Raw genomic sequence first — 20,010 nt, 5'->3', positions numbered from 1 at the left:
CTCCCGGCGCCCAATCGCCGCCCTGCTTCGTTGTCGTCGGCGCCGATACAACAGCGGTATCGGCTTCTCCTCCGCCTTGCCGGACGACGATTGCTTCGCCAGGCGCATCCGAGAGAGACTGGGAGACACACCCTAATCCAGGCCGAGGTTCCGGTAGCGGGCGAGCCGGGCCGCGAAGCGTTCGCTCTCGGGAACCCCGGTCAGGGCACGGAGTTCCCGGGAGATGGCCTCGCCGACCCGCTTGGAGAAATCGACGGCCTCGTCGGCGGCGTCCGGATGCTCGGGGATGATGGCGTCGATGACACCGTCGCGCAACAGGTCGAGCGAACGGATGCCCTGCGCGGCCGCCATCTCGGGGGCGTGCGAGGTGTCGCGGTGGACGATCGCGCTGGCGCCTTCGGGGGGAAGCGGGGCCAGCCACCCGTTCTGCGCGGCGAGCACGCGGTCGGCGGGGAGGAAGGCCAGCGCCCCGCCGCCCGTGCCCTGACCGAGCAGAACGGACACGGTCGGCGTCTTCAACGTCACGAGGTCGGAGATGCATCGGGCGATCTCGGGGGCCAGTCCGCGTTCCTCCGCCTCCTGCGACAGCGCGGCACCGAGGGTGTCGATCACCAGGACCAGGGGGATCTGCAACTCCTCGGCCAACCGCATGCCGCGGCGCGCCTCGCGGAGTGCGGCGGGCCCCATCGTGTTCAGCGCCGACTGTCCGGCGCGGTCCTGGCCCAGCAGCACGCACGGCGCGCCCCGGAAACGGGCCAGCGACAGCAGCACCGTCCCCTCGGTTTCACCCTGGCCGGTGCCGCTGAGGGGCACCTGCTCGGTGGCCGCGTGCCGCAGCAGGTGCCGGATCCCGGGCCGGTCGGCGCGCCGCGACAGCATCACCGACTGCCACGCGGGCACGTCGGGGATGTCGACGGCCGGCGGCGCCGGTTCGGTGACGGCGGTCGACGTCGGCGGATCGATCAGCACCCGCAACGCCCGATGGACGAGCCGGCGCAGGCGCGTGGCGGGGACGACGCCGTCGATGACGCCGTTGCGGTACAGGTTTTCGGACGTCTGCACGCCCTCGGGGAACTTCTCGCCGTACAGCGCCTCGTAGACGCGGGGTCCGAGGAACCCCACGAGTGCGCCGGGCTCGGCCACGGTGATGTGCCCGAGGGAACCCCAGGACGCGAAGACACCGCCGGTGGTCGGGTTCCGCAGATACACGAGATAGGGGAGATGGGCGGCCTTGTGGGTGGCGACGGCCGCCGCGATCTTCACCATCTGCACGAACGCGACGGTGCCCTCCTGCATGCGCGTGCCCCCCGACGTGGGTGAGGCGAGCAGGGGGAGACCCTCACGGGTGGCGCGTTCGATGGCGGAGACGATCCGCTCGGCGGCGGCCACGCCGATCGAACCGGCCAGGAACGCGAACTCGCACGCGATCACCGCGACCGGGCGCCCGCGGACGGTGCCGACGCCCGTGATCACCGATTCGTCGACACCCGACTTCTCGGCGGCCTTCTGCAGGTCGGCGCGGTACTTCTCGTTCGGCCGCGCATCGACGGGCGTGGTGTCCCAGGAGACGAAGCTGCCTGCGTCCAGTACCAGCTCGAGCACGTCGTGGGCGGAGATCTTGGCGGCCATGGCCCTGAGAGTAGCGGTCGGGCCGGGGCAGCAGATGTCTGCTACGGCGGGTGACGGTCGCCCACGCGGTCGCCTGCACGGCCGGAACACGGCAAACAGCGACCGGGTGGAACCCGGCAATCGACACCGAGACCGCCGTCGCGGTGTCTAAAGTCAGATGGGTTGACGCAGGCCGGGTACGAGAACGACGACACATTTCCCGAGTGGAGCAGTCATATGGACCTCAACACCATCACCGATGTCGTTCGGCGCCCACCCGACCGGCCGGGTGCGCAGTGGCGGGAAGGTGACGCCTGGCTGGCAGGCGGAACGTGGCTGTTCTCCGATCAGCAGCCCGACCTGCGCCGTCTCGTCGATCTCACGGCGCTCGGCTGGGACACCCTGGTGCCGAGCGATGCCGGCCTCGAGATCGGAGCGACGTGCACCGTCCGTGAGTTGTATGCGCTTGCGCCACCGGACGACTGGAGCGCCGCCTCGTTGTTCGCAACGAGTTGCGAGGCGTTCCTGGCATCGTTCAAGATCTGGAATTCGGCGACGGTGGGCGGCAACATCTGCATGTCGTTGCCCGCAGGCCCGATGATCACGATGACCGTCGCGCTGGAGGCGACGTACACGCTGTGGGCGGCCGACGGGTCCGAGCGCACCGTCGACGCCGCCGACTTCGTGACGGGCAACCACGAGAACGTGCTCACGCCGGGTGAGATCCTGCGGCGCATCGACATCCCCGTCCGCGCCCTGCGCAAGCGTCACGCGCACCGCCGCTTCACGCTGACGCACCTGGGCCGGTCCACCCTGTTCATGATCGGCACCCGGTCGCCCGACGGCGACGACCTGCTGCTCACGATCACGGCGGGCACGACGCGTCCGATCCGTTTCGCGTTCGACGCCGTACCCGCCGCCGAGGCGCTGCAGCAGCGCATCGACGCGCTGCCCGAGGACGTGTGGTTCGACGACCCCAACGGCAGCCCCGACCACCGTCGCCACCTGGCGAAGCATTTCGCCGAGGAGATCCGGACCGAGCTCGTGGCAGGAGACCGGCGATGACGTACACCGTGAACGGCAGGGCGTTCGACGCGGAGCCGAATCCCGGCCAGTGCCTGCGCACGTTCGTGCGCTCGCTCGGTCATCACGGCGTCAAGAAGGGTTGCGACGCAGGTGATTGCGGAGCCTGCACGGTGTGGCTCGACGGCGATCCCGTGCACAGTTGCATCACGCCCGCATTCCGCGCCGAGGGGCGGGAGGTGACGACGATCGAGGGCCTCGGTTCGCCGGACGACCTGCATCCGCTGCAGCGGCAGTTCCGGGACGCCCCCGGGTTCCAGTGCGGCTTCTGCACCGCGGGCATGATCATGACCTCGGCGACGTTCACGGACGCGCAGAAAGAGGACCTGCCGCGCGCGCTGAAAGGCAATCTCTGCCGCTGCACCGGCTATCGGGCCATCGAGGATGCCGTGAACGGTGTCGCCGGGGTGGAGGTCGCCGAGCCGGGTCGCGCGGTCGGCACCAGCGTCGGGGCGCCCGCGGCCACCGATGTGGTCACCGGCCGCGCCGAGTTCACGATGGACACCGAGATCGAGGGCATGCTGCACCTCAAGGTGCTGCATTCCCCGCACGCCCACGCCCGCATCGTGTCGATCGACAAGACGGCGGCGCTCGCCGTCCCCGGCGTGCACCGCGTGTACACGTGGGAGGACGTGCCCCGGAAGCGGTTCACGACCGCGATCCACACCGATCACCTCGTCGACCCCGACGACACGTACATCCTCGACGACAGGGTCCGCTTCGCCGGCCAGCGAGTGGTCGCGGTGCTGGCGGACACGGTCGGCGCCGCGGAGGAGGGCTGTCGCGCGGTGGTCGTCGAATACGACGTGTTGCCTGCGGTGTTCGACCCTGAGGAGGCGATGGCCGACGGCGCACCACAGCTGCACGGTTCGGACGACCCGTTCGTCCGCGATCCCGTGCACAACATCCTGCTCGAACTCCACGGGGAGGTGGGCGACGTCGAGGCGGGGTTCGCCGAGGCCGACGTGATCCACGAGGGCACCTATTTCACCCCGCGCGTGCAGCACGCGCATCTCGAGACGCACGGGTCGATCGCCTGGATGGAGGATGGCCGGCTGCACGTGCGCACGAGCTCGCAGTCGCCGTCGATCGCCAAGGTCAAGCTGGCCCACCTGTTCGACCTGCGTCCCGACCAGTTGCGCGTGTTCTGCATGCGCGTCGGAGGAGGTTTCGGCGGCAAGCAGGAGGTGATCTCGGAGGATCTGGTCGCGCTCGCCACCCTCGACACGGGCCGGCCCGTCTGCTTCGAGTTCACCCGGGAAGAGGAATTCACGACGGCGTCGCCGCGTCACCCGATGAAGCTGACCATCACGCTCGGCGCCCGGGCCGACGGCACACTCACGGCGTTCCAGGTGCGCAACGTGTCGAACACGGGCGCGTACGGCAACCACGGGGGCGAAACATTGTTCGCCGCCGGAGCCGCCATCTCGGCCTACCGGTGTCTGAACAAGAAGTTCGATGCGTACTCCGTCTACACGAACAGCGTGCCCAGCGGAGCGCTGCGCGGGTACGGCATGACCCAGCCCGCCTTCGCGGTCGAATCCGCCATGCACGAGCTGGCGGTCGCACTCGACATCGACCCGCTCGAGTTGCGGCGCCGCAACATCGTCCGCCCCGGGGACTCACTCGTGGCAATCGAGGACGGTCCCGACGACGTCGTGTTCGAGGAGGACGGGCTCGGGCAGTGCATCGATCTCGTCGACGCCGCACTGAGGCGGACCGGGAACGGGCAGGTGCTGGGCGAAGACTGGCTCGTCGGCGAGGGCACCGCGAGTTCGCTCCACGAGACGGCGCCCCCGACCGAACACATCTCGGAGGCGTGGGCGACGCTCGGCGACGACGGCGTGTACGAACTCGCCGTCGGTACCGTCGAATTCGGTGAGGGGACGTCGACCGCGCACGTGCAGATCGCGGCCACCCATCTCGGTACCACGCCGTCGCGGGTGCGTCTCGTGCAGTCCGACACCGACCGGACGGGTTTCGACACGGGGGCGTTCGCGAGCGCGGGCCTCTTCGTCGCAGGCAACGCCGTGTCGCGGGCGTCGGAGGCCCTGCGCGACCGCATCCTGGCGTTCGCCGCGGCGCACATCGGGGTCGACGTGGCGTTCTGCGCGATGGACGACGACGGGGTGCTCTGCGACGGCACGCACGTGCCGCTGACCGAACTCCTCGACGCCGCCCGCCGCCGCGGCATCCGGTTCACCGAGGCGCGCAAGGCGTACGGGTCGCCGCGCAGCGTCGTCTCCAACACCCACGGTTTCCGCATCGCCGTCCACCGGGTGACGGGCGAGATCCGCATCCTCTACAGCGTCCATGCCACGGACGCCGGGGTCATCATCAACCCGGTGCAGGTCCGCGGCCAGATCGAGGGCGGCGTCGCCCAGGGCATCGGATTCGCGTTGACCGAGAACTTCCGCGTCGACGACAACGGCGTGATGATCAACCCCAACCTGCGCAACTACCGCATCCCCACCTACGCCGACATTCCCCGTACCGAAGTGCTGCTGGTCGATTCGGCGGACTCCGTCGGACCGATGCGTGCGAAGGGAATGGCGGAGTGCTGCATCAACCCGGTGGCACCTGCGCTGGCCAACGCGCTGGAAGACGCGACCGGTGTGCGTTTCCGCGCGTTGCCGCTCACCCCCGAGCGGATCTACCACCGAATCGGCGAGAACCGATCGGTTCCGACGACCTGAGCCGTGAGGAGAGGGCGATGGACACCGAAAAGCCCACCGAGAAATCCACCGGCAACGCCGCGACGGTCATCATCGGCCAGAAGGTGCGCGCCGGATCCGAGGAGGCCTTCGAGGCCTGGCAGCAGGACATGAACACCGCCGCGTCCCACTACCCGGGTTTTCTGGGCGCCGAGATCTCGGCGCCCACCGCCGTGCAACCCGACTGGGTCGTGGTGTACCGCTTCGATTCCGTCGCCCACGTGCAGGCCTGGATCAACAGCGCCACCCGGCAGGGCCGCCTGGACCAGGGGCAGCAGTACTTCGACGGTCCCGCCACCCAGCAGGTCATCAGCGGGGGGACGCGCGAGTCGGATCCGCTGGTGACGGTCGTCGTGACGCACCGTGTCGGTCCGGAGCACGTCGACGACTTCCTCGCGTGGCAGGATCGACTGCGAGTGGAAGAGAGCAAGTTCGACGGCTTCCGCGGGAGCGAACTCTTCCGCCCCATCGAGGGCGTCCAGGACGAATGGACCGCGCTGTACCGCTACGACAACGCGGCCGACCTCGACAGGTGGCTCACGTCGACGAAGCGTCAGGAACTCCTCGCCGAGGGCGAGAAGTTCCACGATTTCGAACTGCGCACCATCGACAACTCCTTCGGGAGCTGGTTCGCGTTCGACGAGAACGGCAACGAGGCGCCGCCGCCGTCCGAAACCAAGACGTCGATCGCGGTGTGGGTCGGTCTCTATCCCACCGTCGTGATTCTCACCCTCGCGCTGTCGCCGCTGAAGATGCCACTGTGGCTCGGTCTGCTCGTCGGAAACCTGCTGTCCAGCTTCATCATGAGCTTCGTGACGATGCCGTACTACGTCAACCGTGTGCTGGGGCGTTGGCTGCGACCGCCCCTGGACGTTCCGGTAGCGAGAACGAACCGTCGAGGGATCGCGATCGTCGCCGGGGTTATGGTGTTCTGGGTCATCGTCTTCTACCTGGTGACCCGCCAGTTCTGGACCCTGCCCTGAGAAGAAAGAAATGGGTGCCTCATGTCAGCTTCGGAGATCCGCGTGAGCCGAACGATCGATGCGCCCGTCGGCGCGGTCTGGGCGGTCATCACCGATCTGGACAATGCGGAATCGGTTCTGAGCGGTGTGGAGAAGCTCGAGAGGCTGGATTCGACGAAGTACGAGGTCGGTACGCGGTGGCGTGAGACCCGGGTGCTGTTCGGCAAGTCGTCGACCGAGGAAATGTGGGTCACGGAGATCGACCCGGAGAAGCGCACCGTGGTGAAGGCGTCGTCCCACGGCGCCGACTACACGACGGTGTTCACCCTGGAGCCTGCTGGTGACGGCACCACCCTGACCTTTCACTTCTCAGCGGAAGCAACTGGGCTCGGCGCATTTTCGAAGTTCATGATGAAAGTGTTCGGCTCCTTCGCGTTGAAGGCGACCACCAAGGCGATCCGGCGCGATCTCGACGACATCGCCGACGCCGCCGAGAAGCGGGCCGGCTGACCCACTGCATCTGCCGGCCGACTATCGGCCACCGAGTGGCACGGACCCTTGCGCTGCGGGGAGCGCGGGGAGGGCGCCCAACGGCAGCGGCACCAGCGTGGTGGATTGGGGTTCGGCGCGGCCCAGACCGAACTTGCGCACCTCGGTGCCGCCGGGCCCGGAGCCGCTGACGAGCAGGTCGGCGCCGCTGGTGGTGCTGGTGGTGGCCACCTGGACGCCCGTCCCCGGAGTACCGCCGGCGAATGGTGCGAACGACGCGATCTCAGTGAAGACGACGTCGCCGGAGTGGTGATTCGGACTCTCGAGATACATGCCCGGTTCACCGTCGAGGCGTGAACCACTCGACCACACGCGGACAGTGCCGTCACCGCCCAGCATGCCGGTGACGATGCTCTTCGCTCCACCTTCGGCGCCGGCCACCCATCCCGTCGAGAGTGAGACACCGCCGACGTAGCTCTCGTCGAACGCCAGGAACTCCGACGTCATCCGCGGTCCGCCGGTGTGGCCGGCGTGCTCGTCCGCGGTGCCGTCGGCCGCCGCGGCGGCGGTCGGCTCGAACAGGTCGTAGCGGAACGTCTTCACGCGAGGCGCTTCTCCCGGGCCGGGGGCGGTGACGATACTTGCCCGGCCCGAGCCGGCGTCGACCAAGCCGGTGGCGACGGTGACCCCGGACTGCGATCCGGGGTAGGGGGTGAAGCTCGAGAACACCTCGGGTGCCACGCCCTTCTCGGTGGGCAGGGTGGACGAGAACACCTTCACCTGCGATTCGGTGCCGGGGCCCGTGCCGGCGATGATGTTGTCGGCCAGCGCGTTTCCGTCGATGTCCACACCCGCGACGTTGACGCCTCCGCGGAAGCCGTCGTCGAACGGGGCGAACCGGGTCAGCTCTGCGGTGAACGGGCCGGAGCCCACATCGTTGCCGTCGTAGGCGACGACCTCCGGCGCCACGCCCGCACCGGTCCCGGCGACGAGGTCGAGGATCATGTCGCCGTTGACGTCGGCCATCGCCACCGTCGGGGTGCCCTCGAAGGCCGGGAACGGTGTGACCGCGGCGATCACCTTGTCGCCGTTGCCGTCGTGGACCTGCACGGTCGCGGGAGTGCCCGCCGAACCTGGCACCGCCACCGCGTACGTCGACACCTCGGGAATGACGTTGACGGTGGCCATCAGACCGTTGTCCTCGTGGTTGAGGCGATGGCAGTGGATCACGAAAGTGCCCGTGTATTCCGTGAATTTCGTGCGCAGCGTCACCGATGCGGGCACGAGCGGGTTCTCGTTCGCGTCGGTGACGGGCGCCGGCACGTTGACGTTGTCCTCGCCCCACGGTTGCACCCCGGTCCGGGTACCGGCGATCGGGTCGACGATCTCCATCACCTGGAAGTCGTTGACGTGGATGTGCATCGGATGCTCGTCGTTGTTGAGGTTTGTGATCAACCATTCCTCGACCGAGTTGAGGCGCGGCTGGATCAGCGGGATGTTCGGGAACGTGTTGTCGTCGAACTCGTACGTGAAGGCCTTGGGGTCGCTGTTGCTGGCCTTCTCGTTGCCGAACCCGCCCGAGACCGTGAGGGTGCGCTTCACGTCCGGTGTCATCACCGACGTGTCCACGAAAGACGTGTACGCGTCGAGGTTCTGGCCGGGCTCGAACGGCGTGGTCTGCCCTTCCCCGCTGTCGGGTGTGACGTGCAGGAGGGTCTGGGTGGGGAAGGTGAAGAAGCCGTCGGCGTAGCTGATGACCGACGGGTCGACCGTCACCGTGCCCAGTTCGGCCGGCGGGTTGTCGGTGCCGTTGTCGGTGTAGAGAACGCCGGGGTTGGTGACGGGTTTCGCCCCGTCCAGTGGTGGCATGTCGAGCACCAGATCGCCGGTGTCCGGCATCGTCACGGCGATCGCGTACCGCGACCCCGGCGGGATGACGAGCCGGGTGCCGTCACCACCGACGGGCAGCTGCACCTGGGTGAAGGGATTGCCGTCCTGGCCGACGACGGAGAACTTCGGGTGGTTGCCCGTCGCGGTCTCGGTGAGTCTGAGCGGCATGTAGGCGAAGTCGCTGATGTTCGCCAGCGACCAGATCTCCGTCTGGCCCGGCTTCAGTTTCAGCTCCGGCTGAAACTGCCCGTTGACCGTGTACTGCACGTCGCGTTCGTTGTCCGGCAGCGATGGGTCGGCGGGGACATTCGTCGAATCACTGCTGAAACTCTGGAGATTGCCCGGCACGAACTGGTTCTGCCCGCGATGATTCGCCGGCGACAGCGGCCCGGAATACCAGTTGGTGACGTACTGGGCGCCCTCCGTGGTCTCCGAGAAATTCACGGGTGCGAGACTCGGCTCGTACGTTCCGTCGGCGAGCTGGGTCCCCTCCGGCGGCTTCAGTGTGCTCACGAACTGTGGCCAGTTGGGGTCGTTCAGCTGGTGGCCGTTGCCTTTACGGTCGAAGACGAAGTTGTACTGCAGCGCCATGTCGCGGATGGGAACGTCGTTCTGCGTCACCAGAGGAAGGTTGCCGTCGGGCCTGCCGATCTCGAGCAGTCCCGCGAGCCCCGCGTACGTCTGCTGCGCGGTCATCGTGTGACGGTGGCTGTGGTACCAGTACAGGCCGTTCGGCATGTCCTTCGGCACCGCGTAGTCGTAGACGTTGCCCATTCCGGCGGGGATGTCGAGCAGCACGTTGTCGGCGTTGCCGTCCGGGCTCACGTGCAGACCGTGGGTGTGCAGGTTCAGCGGCGCCGATTCGAGTGCCGGGGGATAGATGGGGACCTCCCCGCCCGCCGGCGTGAACGCGGGGTCGTAGAAGTCCTCGATCGTCAGGTTCCGGAGATCGTTGTCGTAGTGGATGATCAGGCGCTCACCCGGATCGACGCGCAACGTCGGTGCCGGGTAGAGGTCGTCGCCCGTGGTCGAGCCGTTCGAACTCGTGCCCTGCAGAACCTCGTATCCGAAGACCAGGAAGTTGGACACCGGTTCCGAGACGGTGTCGAGGTCGACCGTGCCCTGATGGGCCGACAGCCGAACCTCGAGCACCCCGTTCTCGCTCGACAGCCTCACCGGTTCCTTGAAGGCGACCGGGGTGCCGTCGGGGCCGGCGTTGCCACCGCCCGCCGTGGTCGGCTCGTCGGACGTGCACGCCGTCAGCATCAACGCCATGGACGCGACCACGGCGACGGCGACGGCGACGATCGGCTTCCCGCGACGGACGACCATGGGTGTTCCCCGTTCCACGACGGCAGCTGAGCAGCATCGATCGACGATTCGAACACTACACAGCGAACTTGGCCGTGCGCTGGGAATTCACTACCTCCCGAGTGCTTCCCTCCACGACACGACCTTGCCGATCCGCAGGATCGAGCGCTGGTAGATCTTCGCGGCCAGCACGCTGAGCGCGGCAGTCACCGCGAGCATCAGAGCGACGGTGACGACCACCTGGACCGGGGACGCCACGCCGGCGGCGATGCGCAGCGGCATCAGGATCGCCGAGAACGGCGGAATCCAGCTGAGGACGTTGCTGAGGGTGCCGTCCGGGTTGCTCACCGAGGAGAAGGCGCTGAAGAACATGATGACGATCAGCACCATCAGCGGTGATGCGGTCGCGTTGACGTCCTCCTGCCGCGACACCATCGACCCGGCCGCGGCGTAGAGGACGGCGAAGAACGCGAATCCGAGCACGAACCAGCCGAGCGTTCCGGCCAGCACCCCGATCGCCGTCCCCGTCACGGTGAGCACGCCCGTTGCAAGTCCGGCCGCGACACCGACCACACCGTAGGCGGTCAACTGGACGAGACCGACCGCGCCGATGCCGATGACCTTGCCCCAGAGCAGTTGCAGCGGACGGAGGGTCGACAGGAGCAGTTCCACGACCCGGCTCGACTTCTCCTCGACGACACCCATCGCCACGTACATGCCGAACATCATGATCTGCATGTACAGCAGGACGACCACGGCGATGGAGAGGGCCACGCGCTGGCCCTTCTCCGGGTCGGGCGGATCGAGTGCGTCGACGGTGACCACCGCCCGGCCGGTCGCTTCGGCGAGTTGGGCGGGATCCACGCCCTGTGCCGCGAGCGCGCCGGCCTGAGCCTGCTGCACCACGGCCGCGTCGATCACGGTGCGGAGCCCGGAGCCGATCTCGGATTCGGTGACGGCCGTGACGGATCCGTCGGTGCCGGGAATCAGGGCGACGTCGAGGTCACCGCTCCCCACCTCGTCCCGCGCGGCCTGCTCGTCCGCGGCCGGGACGACGTCGACCGGTGTCCCGACCGCATCACCGGTGGCGACGAGAGCCGGCGCGAGCGACTGGTCGCCGACGAGTCCGACGGTGGCGCGTTCGTCGTCGCCGCCCGAGAACAGCGAGTACGCGACGATGCCGCCCACGATGGCCAGCAGGATGATCACGTTGCTGATGACGAAGCTCTTCTTCGCCACCTGGGTCAGGAATTCGCGGCGGGCCACGAGGCCGATCGCGCGGGCGGGGCTCAGTGGGGCACTCATGCCGTGACCACCTCTCGGAACAGATCGGTCAGGGTGGGCCGGTGCAGCGAGAATTCGTGCACCGGTCCGGTCTTCAGGGCGGTGTGCAGGATCAGCTGGTCGTCCACGTGGGCGTCGAGCGACAGCAGGGTTCGGCCGTCGAGATGACTGATAGTCGTGACGCCCTCGAGATGGTGCGCCCAGCCGACCGGCGCCTCCGGTGCGTGGACTTCGAGTTGGGCGTTGCCGCCGCCGCGCAGTTCGTCGACGGTGCCGACGGCACGCATCCGGCCGTGGCTGATGATGCCGACGCGGTGGCAGAGGCGCTGGACGAGTTCGAGCTGATGGCTCGAGAAGATCACCGGCACTCCGGTGTTCGCCTTCTCCACCAGCACGTCGCTCATGACGTCCACCGCGACGGGGTCGAGCCCCGAGAAGGGTTCGTCGAGAACCAGCACCGCCGGATCGTGGACGAGCGCAGCGGCCAGCTGGACGCGTTGCTGATTGCCGAGCGAGAGTGCGTCGACGGTGTCGCCGACACGGTCCGCGATGCCGAGGCGTTCGGTCCATCGGGCGACCGCCTCCCGCGCCGCCGAGCGGGAAATGCCGTGCAGCTCGGCGAGGTATTCGAGTTGCTTGCCCACCTTCATCTTCGGGTACAGCCCGCGTTCCTCCGGCATGTATCCGATGGTGCGCCGCACGTCCAGGTCCACCGGCTTGCCGCCGAGCCGGACCTCGCCGGAATCGGCGGACAGGACACCCAGCGCGATGCGCATGGTGGTGGTCTTGCCGGCACCGTTGCTGCCGACGAAACCGAAGATCTCGCCGGGGCGGACCTCGAAGGACAGGTCGTCGAGTGCGACGACCTCGCCGTACCGTTTGGAGATGCCGTCGATCGTGAGGGTGTGAGACATGGGTCCTTCCCGTTCTGGAGTGCGGGTGTTCCTAGGAAGCGAGGTCGTCGGGGTCGGGATCGGGTTGCGTCCAGCCGAGGATCATGGCGGGCGTGCAACCCCCGACCATCAGCGCAGTGACGACGAGCAGTCCGGCGGCGTACGGCACGTTGCCGTGATCGCCGTCCAGCGCGCCGACGAAGATCAGGTACAACGCGGGGACGAGCGTCAGCAGCTGGGTGACCGTGAGTCCGATCGACCGGGCACTGTTGCGCTGCTGGATCTCCCACTCGTCGAGAGCGTCGCGCGGAGCGTCCCCCTGCCGCCCGGACACGATCTGGAGCATCGTCCACAGGGGAAAGAACAACAGGCACGCGGGTAGCCACAGCAGCGGCCCGACGACCATGTCGAAATGGCACACGATGCCGACGGCGGTCATGAACACGAACGTGACCGCGAGGGCGACCACCAGGATTCGTCTGCGGCTGCGGGTCCGCCACCTCGGTAGCCACGTCCGGTAACGGCGTTCGTTCTGGAGGAACCTGCGCGTCCGGAACCCCTGGTACCGCTCGATCAGATTGGTCTCAGGCATGGGAACTCTCCCCGCTTCCTGTGGTGGACGGCGGTCGGTCGGTGCGGTACAGCTCGGTGGACAGGGGGCCGAACTCGGTGCGGGAGAAGATGGCCTCCACCGGCAGTTCGAACACCCACGAGATACGGAACGCCAGGTCGAGGCTGGGGTAGTGGTCGCCCCGTTCGAGCGCGCCGACGGTCTGGGGATTGACGTCGATGAGTCCCGCCAGCTGAGCCCGGCTCATCCCGCGCTCGGCGCGAAGGACGCCGATGCGGTTGTAGATGGGGAGGGCGTCCCCACGCCGTACTGGGCTCATGCAACAAAGTGTTGTGAAAACCCAACAGTTTGTCAACGGTGTACAACGGCGACGGGCGCCGAAATGACAGGTTGACCCTGGGAAATTGCGTGGCAGAGTGGAGGCGATTCGCGCAGGACGGCAGGAAAGGACAGGATTACAGACGTGACCTACACCATCGCTGAACCCTGTGTCGACGTTCTGGACAAGGCATGCATCGAAGAATGTCCTGTCGACTGCATCTACGAGGGCGGTCGGATGCTCTACATCCACCCCGACGAATGCGTCGATTGCGGCGCGTGTGAGCCGGTGTGCCCCGTCGAGGCGATCTTCTACGAGGACGACGTCCCGGACCAGTGGGTGGAGTACACCAAGGCGAACGCCGACTTCTTCGACGACCTCGGTTCCCCCGGCGGCGCGGCGAAGCTGGGCAAGGTCGACTACGACCCGCCGTTCGTCAAGGCGTTGCCACCCATGGCCGAAGGCGACTGACTACTCCTCGGACAGCCGGCCGCCGTCCATCCGCCACCGGCGGGTGCTGCGTGTCGAATCCAGCATCCGCCGGTCGTGGGTGACGAGCAGCAGCGTGCCGTCGAAGTTCTCCATGGCCTGCTCCAGCTGTTCGATCGCGGGGAGGTCCAGGTGGTTGGTGGGCTCGTCGAGCACCAGCAGGTTGACGCCCCGCGCCTGCAGCAGCGCCAGGGCGGCGCGGGTGCGTTCACCGGGTGACAGCGACGCCGCCGGCCGCAGCACGTGGTGCCCCTTGAGCCCGAACTTCGCGAGCAGCGTCCGCACGTCGGCGTCCGGCCAGTCCGGGACCTGCGCCGCGAACGCGTCCGCCACCTTCTCGCCGCCCTCGAACAGGCCGCGGGCCTGATCGATCTCGCCGATCGCCACACCCGAGCCGAGTGAGGCTGTGCCCGCATCCAGGGCGATCTTGCCGAGCAGCACCTTCAGCAGGGTCGTCTTACCGGAACCGTTGGCGCCGGTGATGAGGATCCTGTCACCCCAGTCCACCTGAGTGGTGACCGGGCCGAACGTGAACTCGCGGTCCCCGCCCCACGCGACGGTGGCGCCGTTCGCCGTCGCCACGACCGACCCGCTGCGTGGGGCGGCGGCGATCTCCATCCGCAGTTCCCATTCCTTGCGCGGCTCCTCGACCACCTCGAGCCGCTCGATCCGGCGCTGTGTCTGCCGGGCCTTCGCCGCCTGCTTCTCGGTGGACTCGGTGCGCAGACCCTTGCCGATCTTGTCGTTGTCCTTCGCCTTGCGACGCGCGTTCCGGACGCCGTGCTCCATCCAGTTCCGCTGCATCTGCGCGCGGTCCTCGAGGTCCGAACGGGTCCCGGCGTACTCCTCGTACGCCTCCCGCGCATGCCTGCGCGCGATCTCCCGTTCGGCGAGATACGAGTCGTAGCCGCCGTCGTAGACCGCGATCTGCTGCTGGACGAGATCGAGCTCCACGATGCCGGTCACGGTGCGCGCCAGGAATTCCCGATCGTGACTCACCACCACCATGGCCGCCCGGCTCTCGGCGACGAAACGCTCGAGCTGCTCGAGCCCCACGAGGTCGAGGTCGTTGGTCGGCTCGTCCAGCAGCAGCACGTCGTACCGGGACAGCAGCAGCGACGCCAATCCGGCGCGCGCGGCCTGCCCACCGGACAGCGACGTCATGTACGTGTCGAGCGGCACCCCCAGCCCGAGTTCGCTCACGACCTTCTCCGCGCGCTCGGCGAGGTCGGCGCCGCCCAGCGCGAGCCAGCGTTCGAGGGCGGGGGAGTAGAGATCCTCCTCCGACTCGCCGAGCGTTTCGGCGGCCGCATTCATGGTGTGCTCCGCCTCGGTGACGCCGGTCCTGCGGCCGAGGAAGTCGAGCACCGTCTCGCCGGCGATCCGGTCGGGCTCCTGGGCGAGGTAGCCGACGGCCGCGTCGGGCGGGCTCAGCACGATGCTGCCCTCGACGTCCGCCGAGCCGACCCCCGCGAGGGCGGTCAGCAGCGTCGACTTGCCGGCACCGTTGGCCCCCACGAGTCCGGTCACGTCGCCCGGGGCGACGGTGAGGTCGAGGCCGGCGAACAGGGTGCGCTCACCGCGCGAAGCCGACAGTTCGCTGATGCGCAGTGTTGCAGTCACCCGGCGATTATCCACTCAACGCTTGACGAGGCGGAACCAGCGGGGGTCGGCCTTCTTGAGCGGTCCCGGCATACCGGTCGTGTCGGCGTCGACGTCCGAGACGAGTTTCCACTTCTCGAACGTCCGCTCCACGTCGGAGCGGGAGACCCCTCGCGGCAGCGGGCCGCGATGCCCCGGCCCGAACGCGAACATCAGCAGGGTGGCGTGCGGTTCGCTCACGGTCGTGACGTTCTCGGCGTACGCGACCCGATCGTGGTCGCTGAGCCCGTGGTAGCACCCCACATCCAGGATCAGGTGGTACCCGCGGCCGACGGCGTGCTCGAGGTCGGTGGCGTCCGCGTGCATGAATCGCACGTCGACGCCCGCCTTCCGGGCCTTGGACCGCGCCTTGTCGAGGGCCAGCTGGACGGTGTCGATCCCCGTCACCTGCCACCCCCGCCGGGCCATCTCGATGGCATGGTCACCGGTGCCGCATCCGATGTCGAGGACCTCACCCGGTGGTGCGTCGAAGGGATCGAGCAACGTCTCGATCTGGCTTCCGAAGATGCGGCCCGCTTTCACCCAGGGCGTGATCTTGAACCGATAGGCCAATGTGTATCCGAGGCCCATGTCCGCCCCTTCCACCGGGCGCGTCACCACCTGAACGCCGATGCCGTCGGATTACCCGGTCGTGCCGAAACAACACGCGAAAGTCCACATTCTGAGACGGTCGGGAACATCTGGTCCGGGTGCCCGGTTGCACAGTCTCATGGGTTTCAACAATGCACAGAGTCCTGTACCTACGGTCACGCTCAACGACGGGAACAGCATTCCTGCCCTCGGCTTCGGCGTGTGGCAGGTGCCGGACGACGAGAGCCACGCGGCGGTCACCGAGGCGCTGAAGGCCGGGTACCGCAGCATCGACACCGCCAAGATCTACGAGAACGAGACCGGAGTGGGCCGCGCGCTCGCGGACTCCGGCATCGCCCGTGACGAGTTGTTCGTCACCACCAAGCTGTGGAACGACGACCAGGGCTACGACTCCACGCTCCGCGCGTTCGACGACAGCCTGAACCGCCTCGGGCTCGACTACGTCGACCTCTACCTCATCCACTGGCCGGTGCCGTCCGCGGACCGCTACGTGGACACGTTCAAGGCGTTCCAGAAGATCAAGGCCGATGGGCGTGCGCGGTCGATCGGCGTCTCCAACTTCACCCCGGAGACCCTCGACCGTCTGATCGCCGAGACGGGCGAGGTGCCCGCGGTCAACCAGGTGGAGCTGCACCCGCGGTTCAACCAGGCCGACCTGCGCGCCTTCCACACCGGCAAGGGCATCGCGACCGAGGCATGGAGCCCGCTGGGGCAGGGCACCGTCCTCGAGGACGAGTCCATCGCGAAGATCGCTGCGGCGCACGGCAAGACGACCGCACAGGTGATCATCCGCTGGCACCTGCAGATCGGCAACGTGGTCATTCCCAAGTCGGTGACGCCGGAGCGCATCGCCGCCAACTTCGACGTCTTCGACTTCGAGCTGACCCCCGACGAGATCAACACCGTCGGGTCGCTGACCCGGGCCGACGGGCGCATCGGCCCCGACCCGGACACGCTGGGCGCGTAGGCGGAGGGCCTAGAGCCGGAAGTCCGCGAAGTCGAAGCCCGGGGTGACGACGCAACTGACGAGAGTCGGTTCGTCGCCCTCGGGCTTCGCTCGTTGCCAGTGCCGCGGCGGGACCAGCAGCTGTGGTTGCTGGCCCGCCGCGACGTCTGCGCCGAGGATCTGCGCGTGTGGGGACGCGGGTTCGCTTCCGTCCCCACCGAGTTCGAGCCGCAGGGGGCTGCCCCGGTGATACAGCCAGATCTCGGCGCTGCGCACGCTGTGCCATTCCGACTGCTGCCCGGGCATCAGGAGAAACAGGATCGCGGTACCGGCCGATCTCGGTCCGGGGTAGTCGCCGGGCAGGCTCCCCTCCGGAATCGTGACGTCGCTGCGCCACGTCTCGCGGTACCAGCCGCCTTCGGGGTGCGGGGCGAGGTCGAGGGTTCGGGCCCACTCCGGTAATTCCGTCATGGCCGCCATTCTGCCGCCCGGCGTGCCGACCGGGGGTGCGGTTGCACCACCCCTGGGGTGTCTTATCTCCGAGGGCCGGAGCCGCCAGAGTCGTAGGTGTTCAGAAAGCGGGGGCACGAAATCCCGCACACCAGCGACGAACAGGAGACAACATGCTCGGAATCATGCTCGGACTCGGCGGAGCCGCAATCGGACTCGGAATCGGCGTCATGGCCCTCGGGGTCGGACTCCTTCTCAGCGACGCGACGATCAAGCACGATGTCGGCGAACTCCCCGACTGACTCCATGTGGGTCGACACCCGTCGGGGGCGGGTGCGGGCGCGAACAGCGGCCCGTACCCGCCACCCGCTGGCGTGGTTTCACTCCGTCCTGACCCGCAAGCGCGGTGTTGCCGTCCAGACACCGCCTGCCAGTGCCGGCGAGGTGCTCGAACGCCTCGCCGAGATGCCGCTCAGCGTCTGGACCTACGGTTTCGATCACGAGTCGGTGCGGCACCTGGGCCCGATGGCACAGGACTTCGCGACCGCATTCGGTCTCGGTTCCCACGACCGCCGCATCGCGATGGTCGATGCGAACGGGGTGTGCATGGCGAGCATCCAGGCCCTGTACCGGCGGGTCATCGCGCTCGAAGCGGAAGTGGAACGCCTGCGGAGGTAGCGTCCCCGTCCGGTGCCGCATCCCGGCGTCCGCCGGGCCGCCACCAATTGGCGTTGCCCAGCAGATACATCGTCGCGGGCACCAGCACCATCCGCACGATCGTCGCGTCGATGAGGACCGCGGTCGCGAGGCCGACGCCCATCATCTTCACGGTCACGTCCCCGTCGAGCGCGAACCCGGCGAACACCGCGACCATGATCGCCGCGGCGCTCGTGATCACCCGGCCCGTGGATGCCAGTCCCTCGACGACGCTCCGGTGCGAGTCGCCCGTGTCGAGCCAGCGCTCACGTATCCGGGAGAGCAGGAACACCTCGTAGTCCATCGACAGTCCGAACAGGATGGTGAACATCAGGATCGGCACCCAACTCGACACGGGAAGCGCATGCGGAAGGCCGAGTAGCTGGGCGCCCCAACCCCATTGGAACACCATCACCATCACGCCGTAGGCGGCGGCCACCGACAGCAGGTTCATCACGGCCGCCTTCACCGCGACCACCGGTGCGCGGAAGACGAACGTGAGCAGCACGACCGACAGCGCGACGACGAACGCGATCACGAGCCACAGCCGTTCGGCGAGGCGGGCGGAGATGTCGGCGAACGTCGCGGTGAGTCCGGTGACGTGGACGCCGTCGGCGGCGTCGGACCGGATCCGCTCCAGCAGTTCGGTGCTGCGGGGGTCGCTGGGACCGGTGGTCGGCTGCACCGAGATCAGCGCGGCCGTCGAATCGGCGTTCAGCAGGACGGGCGTCACCGACGCCACCCCGGGCTCGGCGGCCAGTTCACGCGCGAGAGCCGGAAGTTCGGATGCCGGAACCTTGTTCAGGTCGACCGCCACCATCAGGGGTCCGTTGGCGCCGGGCCCGAACTCGGAGTCGATCAGGTCGTACGCCTGACGGATCGTGTTGGCGGCCGGCGCGCTGCCCGCGTCCTGCGGCCACGTCCGCATGCCCAGAACCGGAGCGGCGAGGAGCAGCAGCACCCCGAGCGCCGTCAGGGCCCACAGCCACGGGCGGCGGCTCACCCGGATCGCCCACCGTTCCGTCAGCGGCGACGTCGTGCGACGTTCGGCCCGGGCACGGGACCGTTTGCCGAGCACCCGCGTGCCCGCCAGCCCGCACAGCGCGGGCACCAGCGTGACCGAGGTGAGCATCACGATGCCGACCATCGCGAACGTGGCGTAGCCGAACGACGCGTACATCGGCAGCCCGGACAGTCGCAGCCCGAACAGGGAGACGAGGACGGTGGTGCCGGCGAAGATCACCGACGTCCCGGCCGTGGAGTTGGCGGCGGCGACGGCGTCCCGCACCGACATCCCGGACCGCAGTCCCTCGGTGTACCAGGTGACGAGCAGCAGCGCGTAGTCGATTCCGACACCGATGCCGACCATCGTGGCGATGGTCGGGGCGATGGTGCTGATGCTGGTGAACCCGGCCATGATCGTGATGAGGCCCGACCCGATGCCGACGCCGACGAGCGCGACGGCCAGGGGCAGTCCGGCGGCCACCACGGAGCCGAATGCGAACACCAGGATGATCAGCGCCAGGATCATGCCCACCGCCTCGGCGGTGCCCGACGGCTTGGAGATGTTCTCCGGGACCTGCCCGCCCAGTTCCACCTGCAGCCCCTGCGCCTGAGTGTCGGCGACCGCGGCGTCGAGGGCGTCGACGCCTTCGCTGCCGTGGAAGTCGGTGACCGGGATGCGGTAGTTGAGGCTGATCACGGCCGTGTCGGAATCCTGGGACAGGCGGGGCGGCGACACGGCACTCACACCGTTCACCTCCGCCAGCCTGGTGCCGAGGTCGGTGAGGACCGCGGGGGAAAGCGGGCCCGTGTCCGAGTGCACGACCACCCGGGCGTCCGCCCCCGACATCTCCGGGAATCGTTCGCTGAGCAGAGTCGTCCCCTGCTGCGACGGCAGACCGGGCACGTTGTAGTCGTCGTGGTTGGTGCCACCGAACGCGGACGCGGCGGCGAACACCAGGACGAGCAGCGTCAGCCACGTGGCGATCACCCGCCAGGGATGCGCGGCGGCGGCCGAGCCGAGGCGCGCGAGCAGGGAACTCATGGGGA

The 20,010-nt window shown here is 68.2% G+C and carries 18 protein-coding genes; 8 read left to right on the top strand and 10 right to left on the bottom strand.

The genetic code is table 11. The features are described 5' to 3' along the window. Window positions 1-132: 132 nt before the first annotated feature. On the bottom strand, window positions 133-1,629 hold the full coding sequence (locus tag OYT95_RS11565; RefSeq protein ID WP_037234471.1) for an acetyl-coenzyme A carboxylase carboxyl transferase subunits beta/alpha: 1,497 nt from the start codon (window positions 1,627-1,629) through the stop codon (window positions 133-135). 216 nt (window positions 1,630-1,845) lie between these two features. On the opposite strand from OYT95_RS11565, the gene OYT95_RS11560 reads away from it, so the two are divergent. Genes OYT95_RS11560 through OYT95_RS11545 form a run of 4 tightly spaced genes read left to right on the top strand, consistent with a single transcriptional unit; the run spans window position 1,846 to window position 6,877 of the window. Then, the gene (locus tag OYT95_RS11560) at window positions 1,846-2,673 is read left to right on the top strand and encodes an FAD binding domain-containing protein (RefSeq protein ID WP_268791515.1); all 828 of its coding nucleotides are present in this window, start codon (window positions 1,846-1,848) and stop codon (window positions 2,671-2,673) included. Beyond that, entirely contained in the window at window positions 2,670-5,387 is a 2,718-nt protein-coding gene (locus OYT95_RS11555) for a molybdopterin-dependent oxidoreductase (protein ID WP_268791514.1), read from the top strand. Before OYT95_RS11560 ends, OYT95_RS11555 begins: the two co-directional genes overlap by 4 nt. A gap of 17 nt (window positions 5,388-5,404) precedes the next feature. Further along, complete coding sequence (locus OYT95_RS11550; RefSeq protein ID WP_112301126.1) at window positions 5,405-6,388, top strand: antibiotic biosynthesis monooxygenase; 984 nt, start codon at window positions 5,405-5,407, stop codon at window positions 6,386-6,388. Between the two features lie 21 nt (window positions 6,389-6,409). After that, entirely contained in the window at window positions 6,410-6,877 is a 468-nt protein-coding gene (locus OYT95_RS11545) for an SRPBCC family protein (protein ID WP_037234464.1), read from the top strand. A gap of 21 nt (window positions 6,878-6,898) precedes the next feature. Here the strand turns inward: OYT95_RS11545 and OYT95_RS11540 are convergent, their stop codons facing one another. From OYT95_RS11540 to OYT95_RS11520, 5 genes are all read right to left on the bottom strand, one after another. Further along, window positions 6,899-10,078 carry a multicopper oxidase family protein gene (locus OYT95_RS11540; RefSeq protein ID WP_268791513.1) on the bottom strand — a complete coding sequence of 1,060 codons (3,180 nt, stop codon included), beginning with the start codon at window positions 10,076-10,078 and terminating at the stop codon, window positions 6,899-6,901. Window positions 10,079-10,168: 90 nt separating this feature from the next. After that, window positions 10,169-11,362: an ABC transporter permease gene (locus OYT95_RS11535; RefSeq protein WP_128639839.1), complete on the bottom strand. Its 1,194-nt coding sequence runs from the start codon at window positions 11,360-11,362 to the stop codon at window positions 10,169-10,171. After that, window positions 11,359-12,255, bottom strand: a complete 897-nt coding sequence (locus tag OYT95_RS11530) for an ABC transporter ATP-binding protein (protein ID WP_037234455.1) — start codon at window positions 12,253-12,255, stop codon at window positions 11,359-11,361. Before OYT95_RS11530 ends, OYT95_RS11535 begins: the two co-directional genes overlap by 4 nt. Before the next feature lie 31 nt (window positions 12,256-12,286). Then, window positions 12,287-12,826, bottom strand: a complete 540-nt coding sequence (locus OYT95_RS11525; RefSeq protein WP_037234452.1) for a hypothetical protein — start codon at window positions 12,824-12,826, stop codon at window positions 12,287-12,289. Then, entirely contained in the window at window positions 12,819-13,124 is a 306-nt protein-coding gene (locus OYT95_RS11520; RefSeq protein WP_037234450.1) for a helix-turn-helix transcriptional regulator, read from the bottom strand. Before OYT95_RS11520 ends, OYT95_RS11525 begins: the two co-directional genes overlap by 8 nt. Window positions 13,125-13,268: 144 nt before the next feature. Between OYT95_RS11520 and fdxA the strand changes: the two genes are divergently transcribed. Next, complete coding sequence (gene fdxA / locus OYT95_RS11515; RefSeq protein ID WP_005244047.1) at window positions 13,269-13,595, top strand: ferredoxin; 327 nt, start codon at window positions 13,269-13,271, stop codon at window positions 13,593-13,595. On the opposite strand, the gene OYT95_RS11510 is transcribed toward fdxA, so the two are convergent. Next, window positions 13,596-15,236 carry an ABC-F family ATP-binding cassette domain-containing protein gene (locus OYT95_RS11510; protein ID WP_268791512.1) on the bottom strand — a complete coding sequence of 547 codons (1,641 nt, stop codon included), beginning with the start codon at window positions 15,234-15,236 and terminating at the stop codon, window positions 13,596-13,598. Between the two features lie 15 nt (window positions 15,237-15,251). After that, the gene (locus OYT95_RS11505) at window positions 15,252-15,845 is read right to left on the bottom strand and encodes a class I SAM-dependent methyltransferase (RefSeq protein WP_268791511.1); all 594 of its coding nucleotides are present in this window, start codon (window positions 15,843-15,845) and stop codon (window positions 15,252-15,254) included. 139 nt (window positions 15,846-15,984) lie between these two features. Between OYT95_RS11505 and OYT95_RS11500 the strand changes: the two genes are divergently transcribed. Then, window positions 15,985-16,833: an aldo/keto reductase gene (locus tag OYT95_RS11500; protein WP_112301120.1), complete on the top strand. Its 849-nt coding sequence runs from the start codon at window positions 15,985-15,987 to the stop codon at window positions 16,831-16,833. A 9-nt stretch (window positions 16,834-16,842) separates the two neighbouring features. On the opposite strand, the gene OYT95_RS11495 is transcribed toward OYT95_RS11500, so the two are convergent. Next, window positions 16,843-17,283 carry a cupin domain-containing protein gene (locus OYT95_RS11495; protein WP_128639836.1) on the bottom strand — a complete coding sequence of 147 codons (441 nt, stop codon included), beginning with the start codon at window positions 17,281-17,283 and terminating at the stop codon, window positions 16,843-16,845. Between the two features lie 152 nt (window positions 17,284-17,435). On the opposite strand from OYT95_RS11495, the gene OYT95_RS11490 reads away from it, so the two are divergent. Both OYT95_RS11490 and OYT95_RS11485 read left to right on the top strand, forming a co-directional pair. Then, window positions 17,436-17,564 carry a hypothetical protein gene (locus OYT95_RS11490; protein WP_009478066.1) on the top strand — a complete coding sequence of 43 codons (129 nt, stop codon included), beginning with the start codon at window positions 17,436-17,438 and terminating at the stop codon, window positions 17,562-17,564. Window positions 17,565-17,568: 4 nt separating this feature from the next. Then, window positions 17,569-17,940: a hypothetical protein gene (locus OYT95_RS11485; RefSeq protein ID WP_037234439.1), complete on the top strand. Its 372-nt coding sequence runs from the start codon at window positions 17,569-17,571 to the stop codon at window positions 17,938-17,940. Here OYT95_RS11485 and OYT95_RS11480 read toward each other — a convergent pair. Beyond that, window positions 17,900-20,005 carry an MMPL family transporter gene (locus OYT95_RS11480; RefSeq protein WP_268791510.1) on the bottom strand — a complete coding sequence of 702 codons (2,106 nt, stop codon included), beginning with the start codon at window positions 20,003-20,005 and terminating at the stop codon, window positions 17,900-17,902. The genes OYT95_RS11485 and OYT95_RS11480 overlap by 41 nt on opposite strands. Between the last annotated feature and the right edge of the window lie 5 nt (window positions 20,006-20,010).

Origin of the sequence: Rhodococcus sp. JS3073, assembly GCF_026810085.1 — a bacterium.
GTDB classification, from domain to species: domain Bacteria; phylum Actinomycetota; class Actinomycetes; order Mycobacteriales; family Mycobacteriaceae; genus Rhodococcus_F; species Rhodococcus_F wratislaviensis.
Note: the sequence above shows the minus strand (reverse complement) of the source record. Positions and strands in the feature narration are given on the sequence as shown.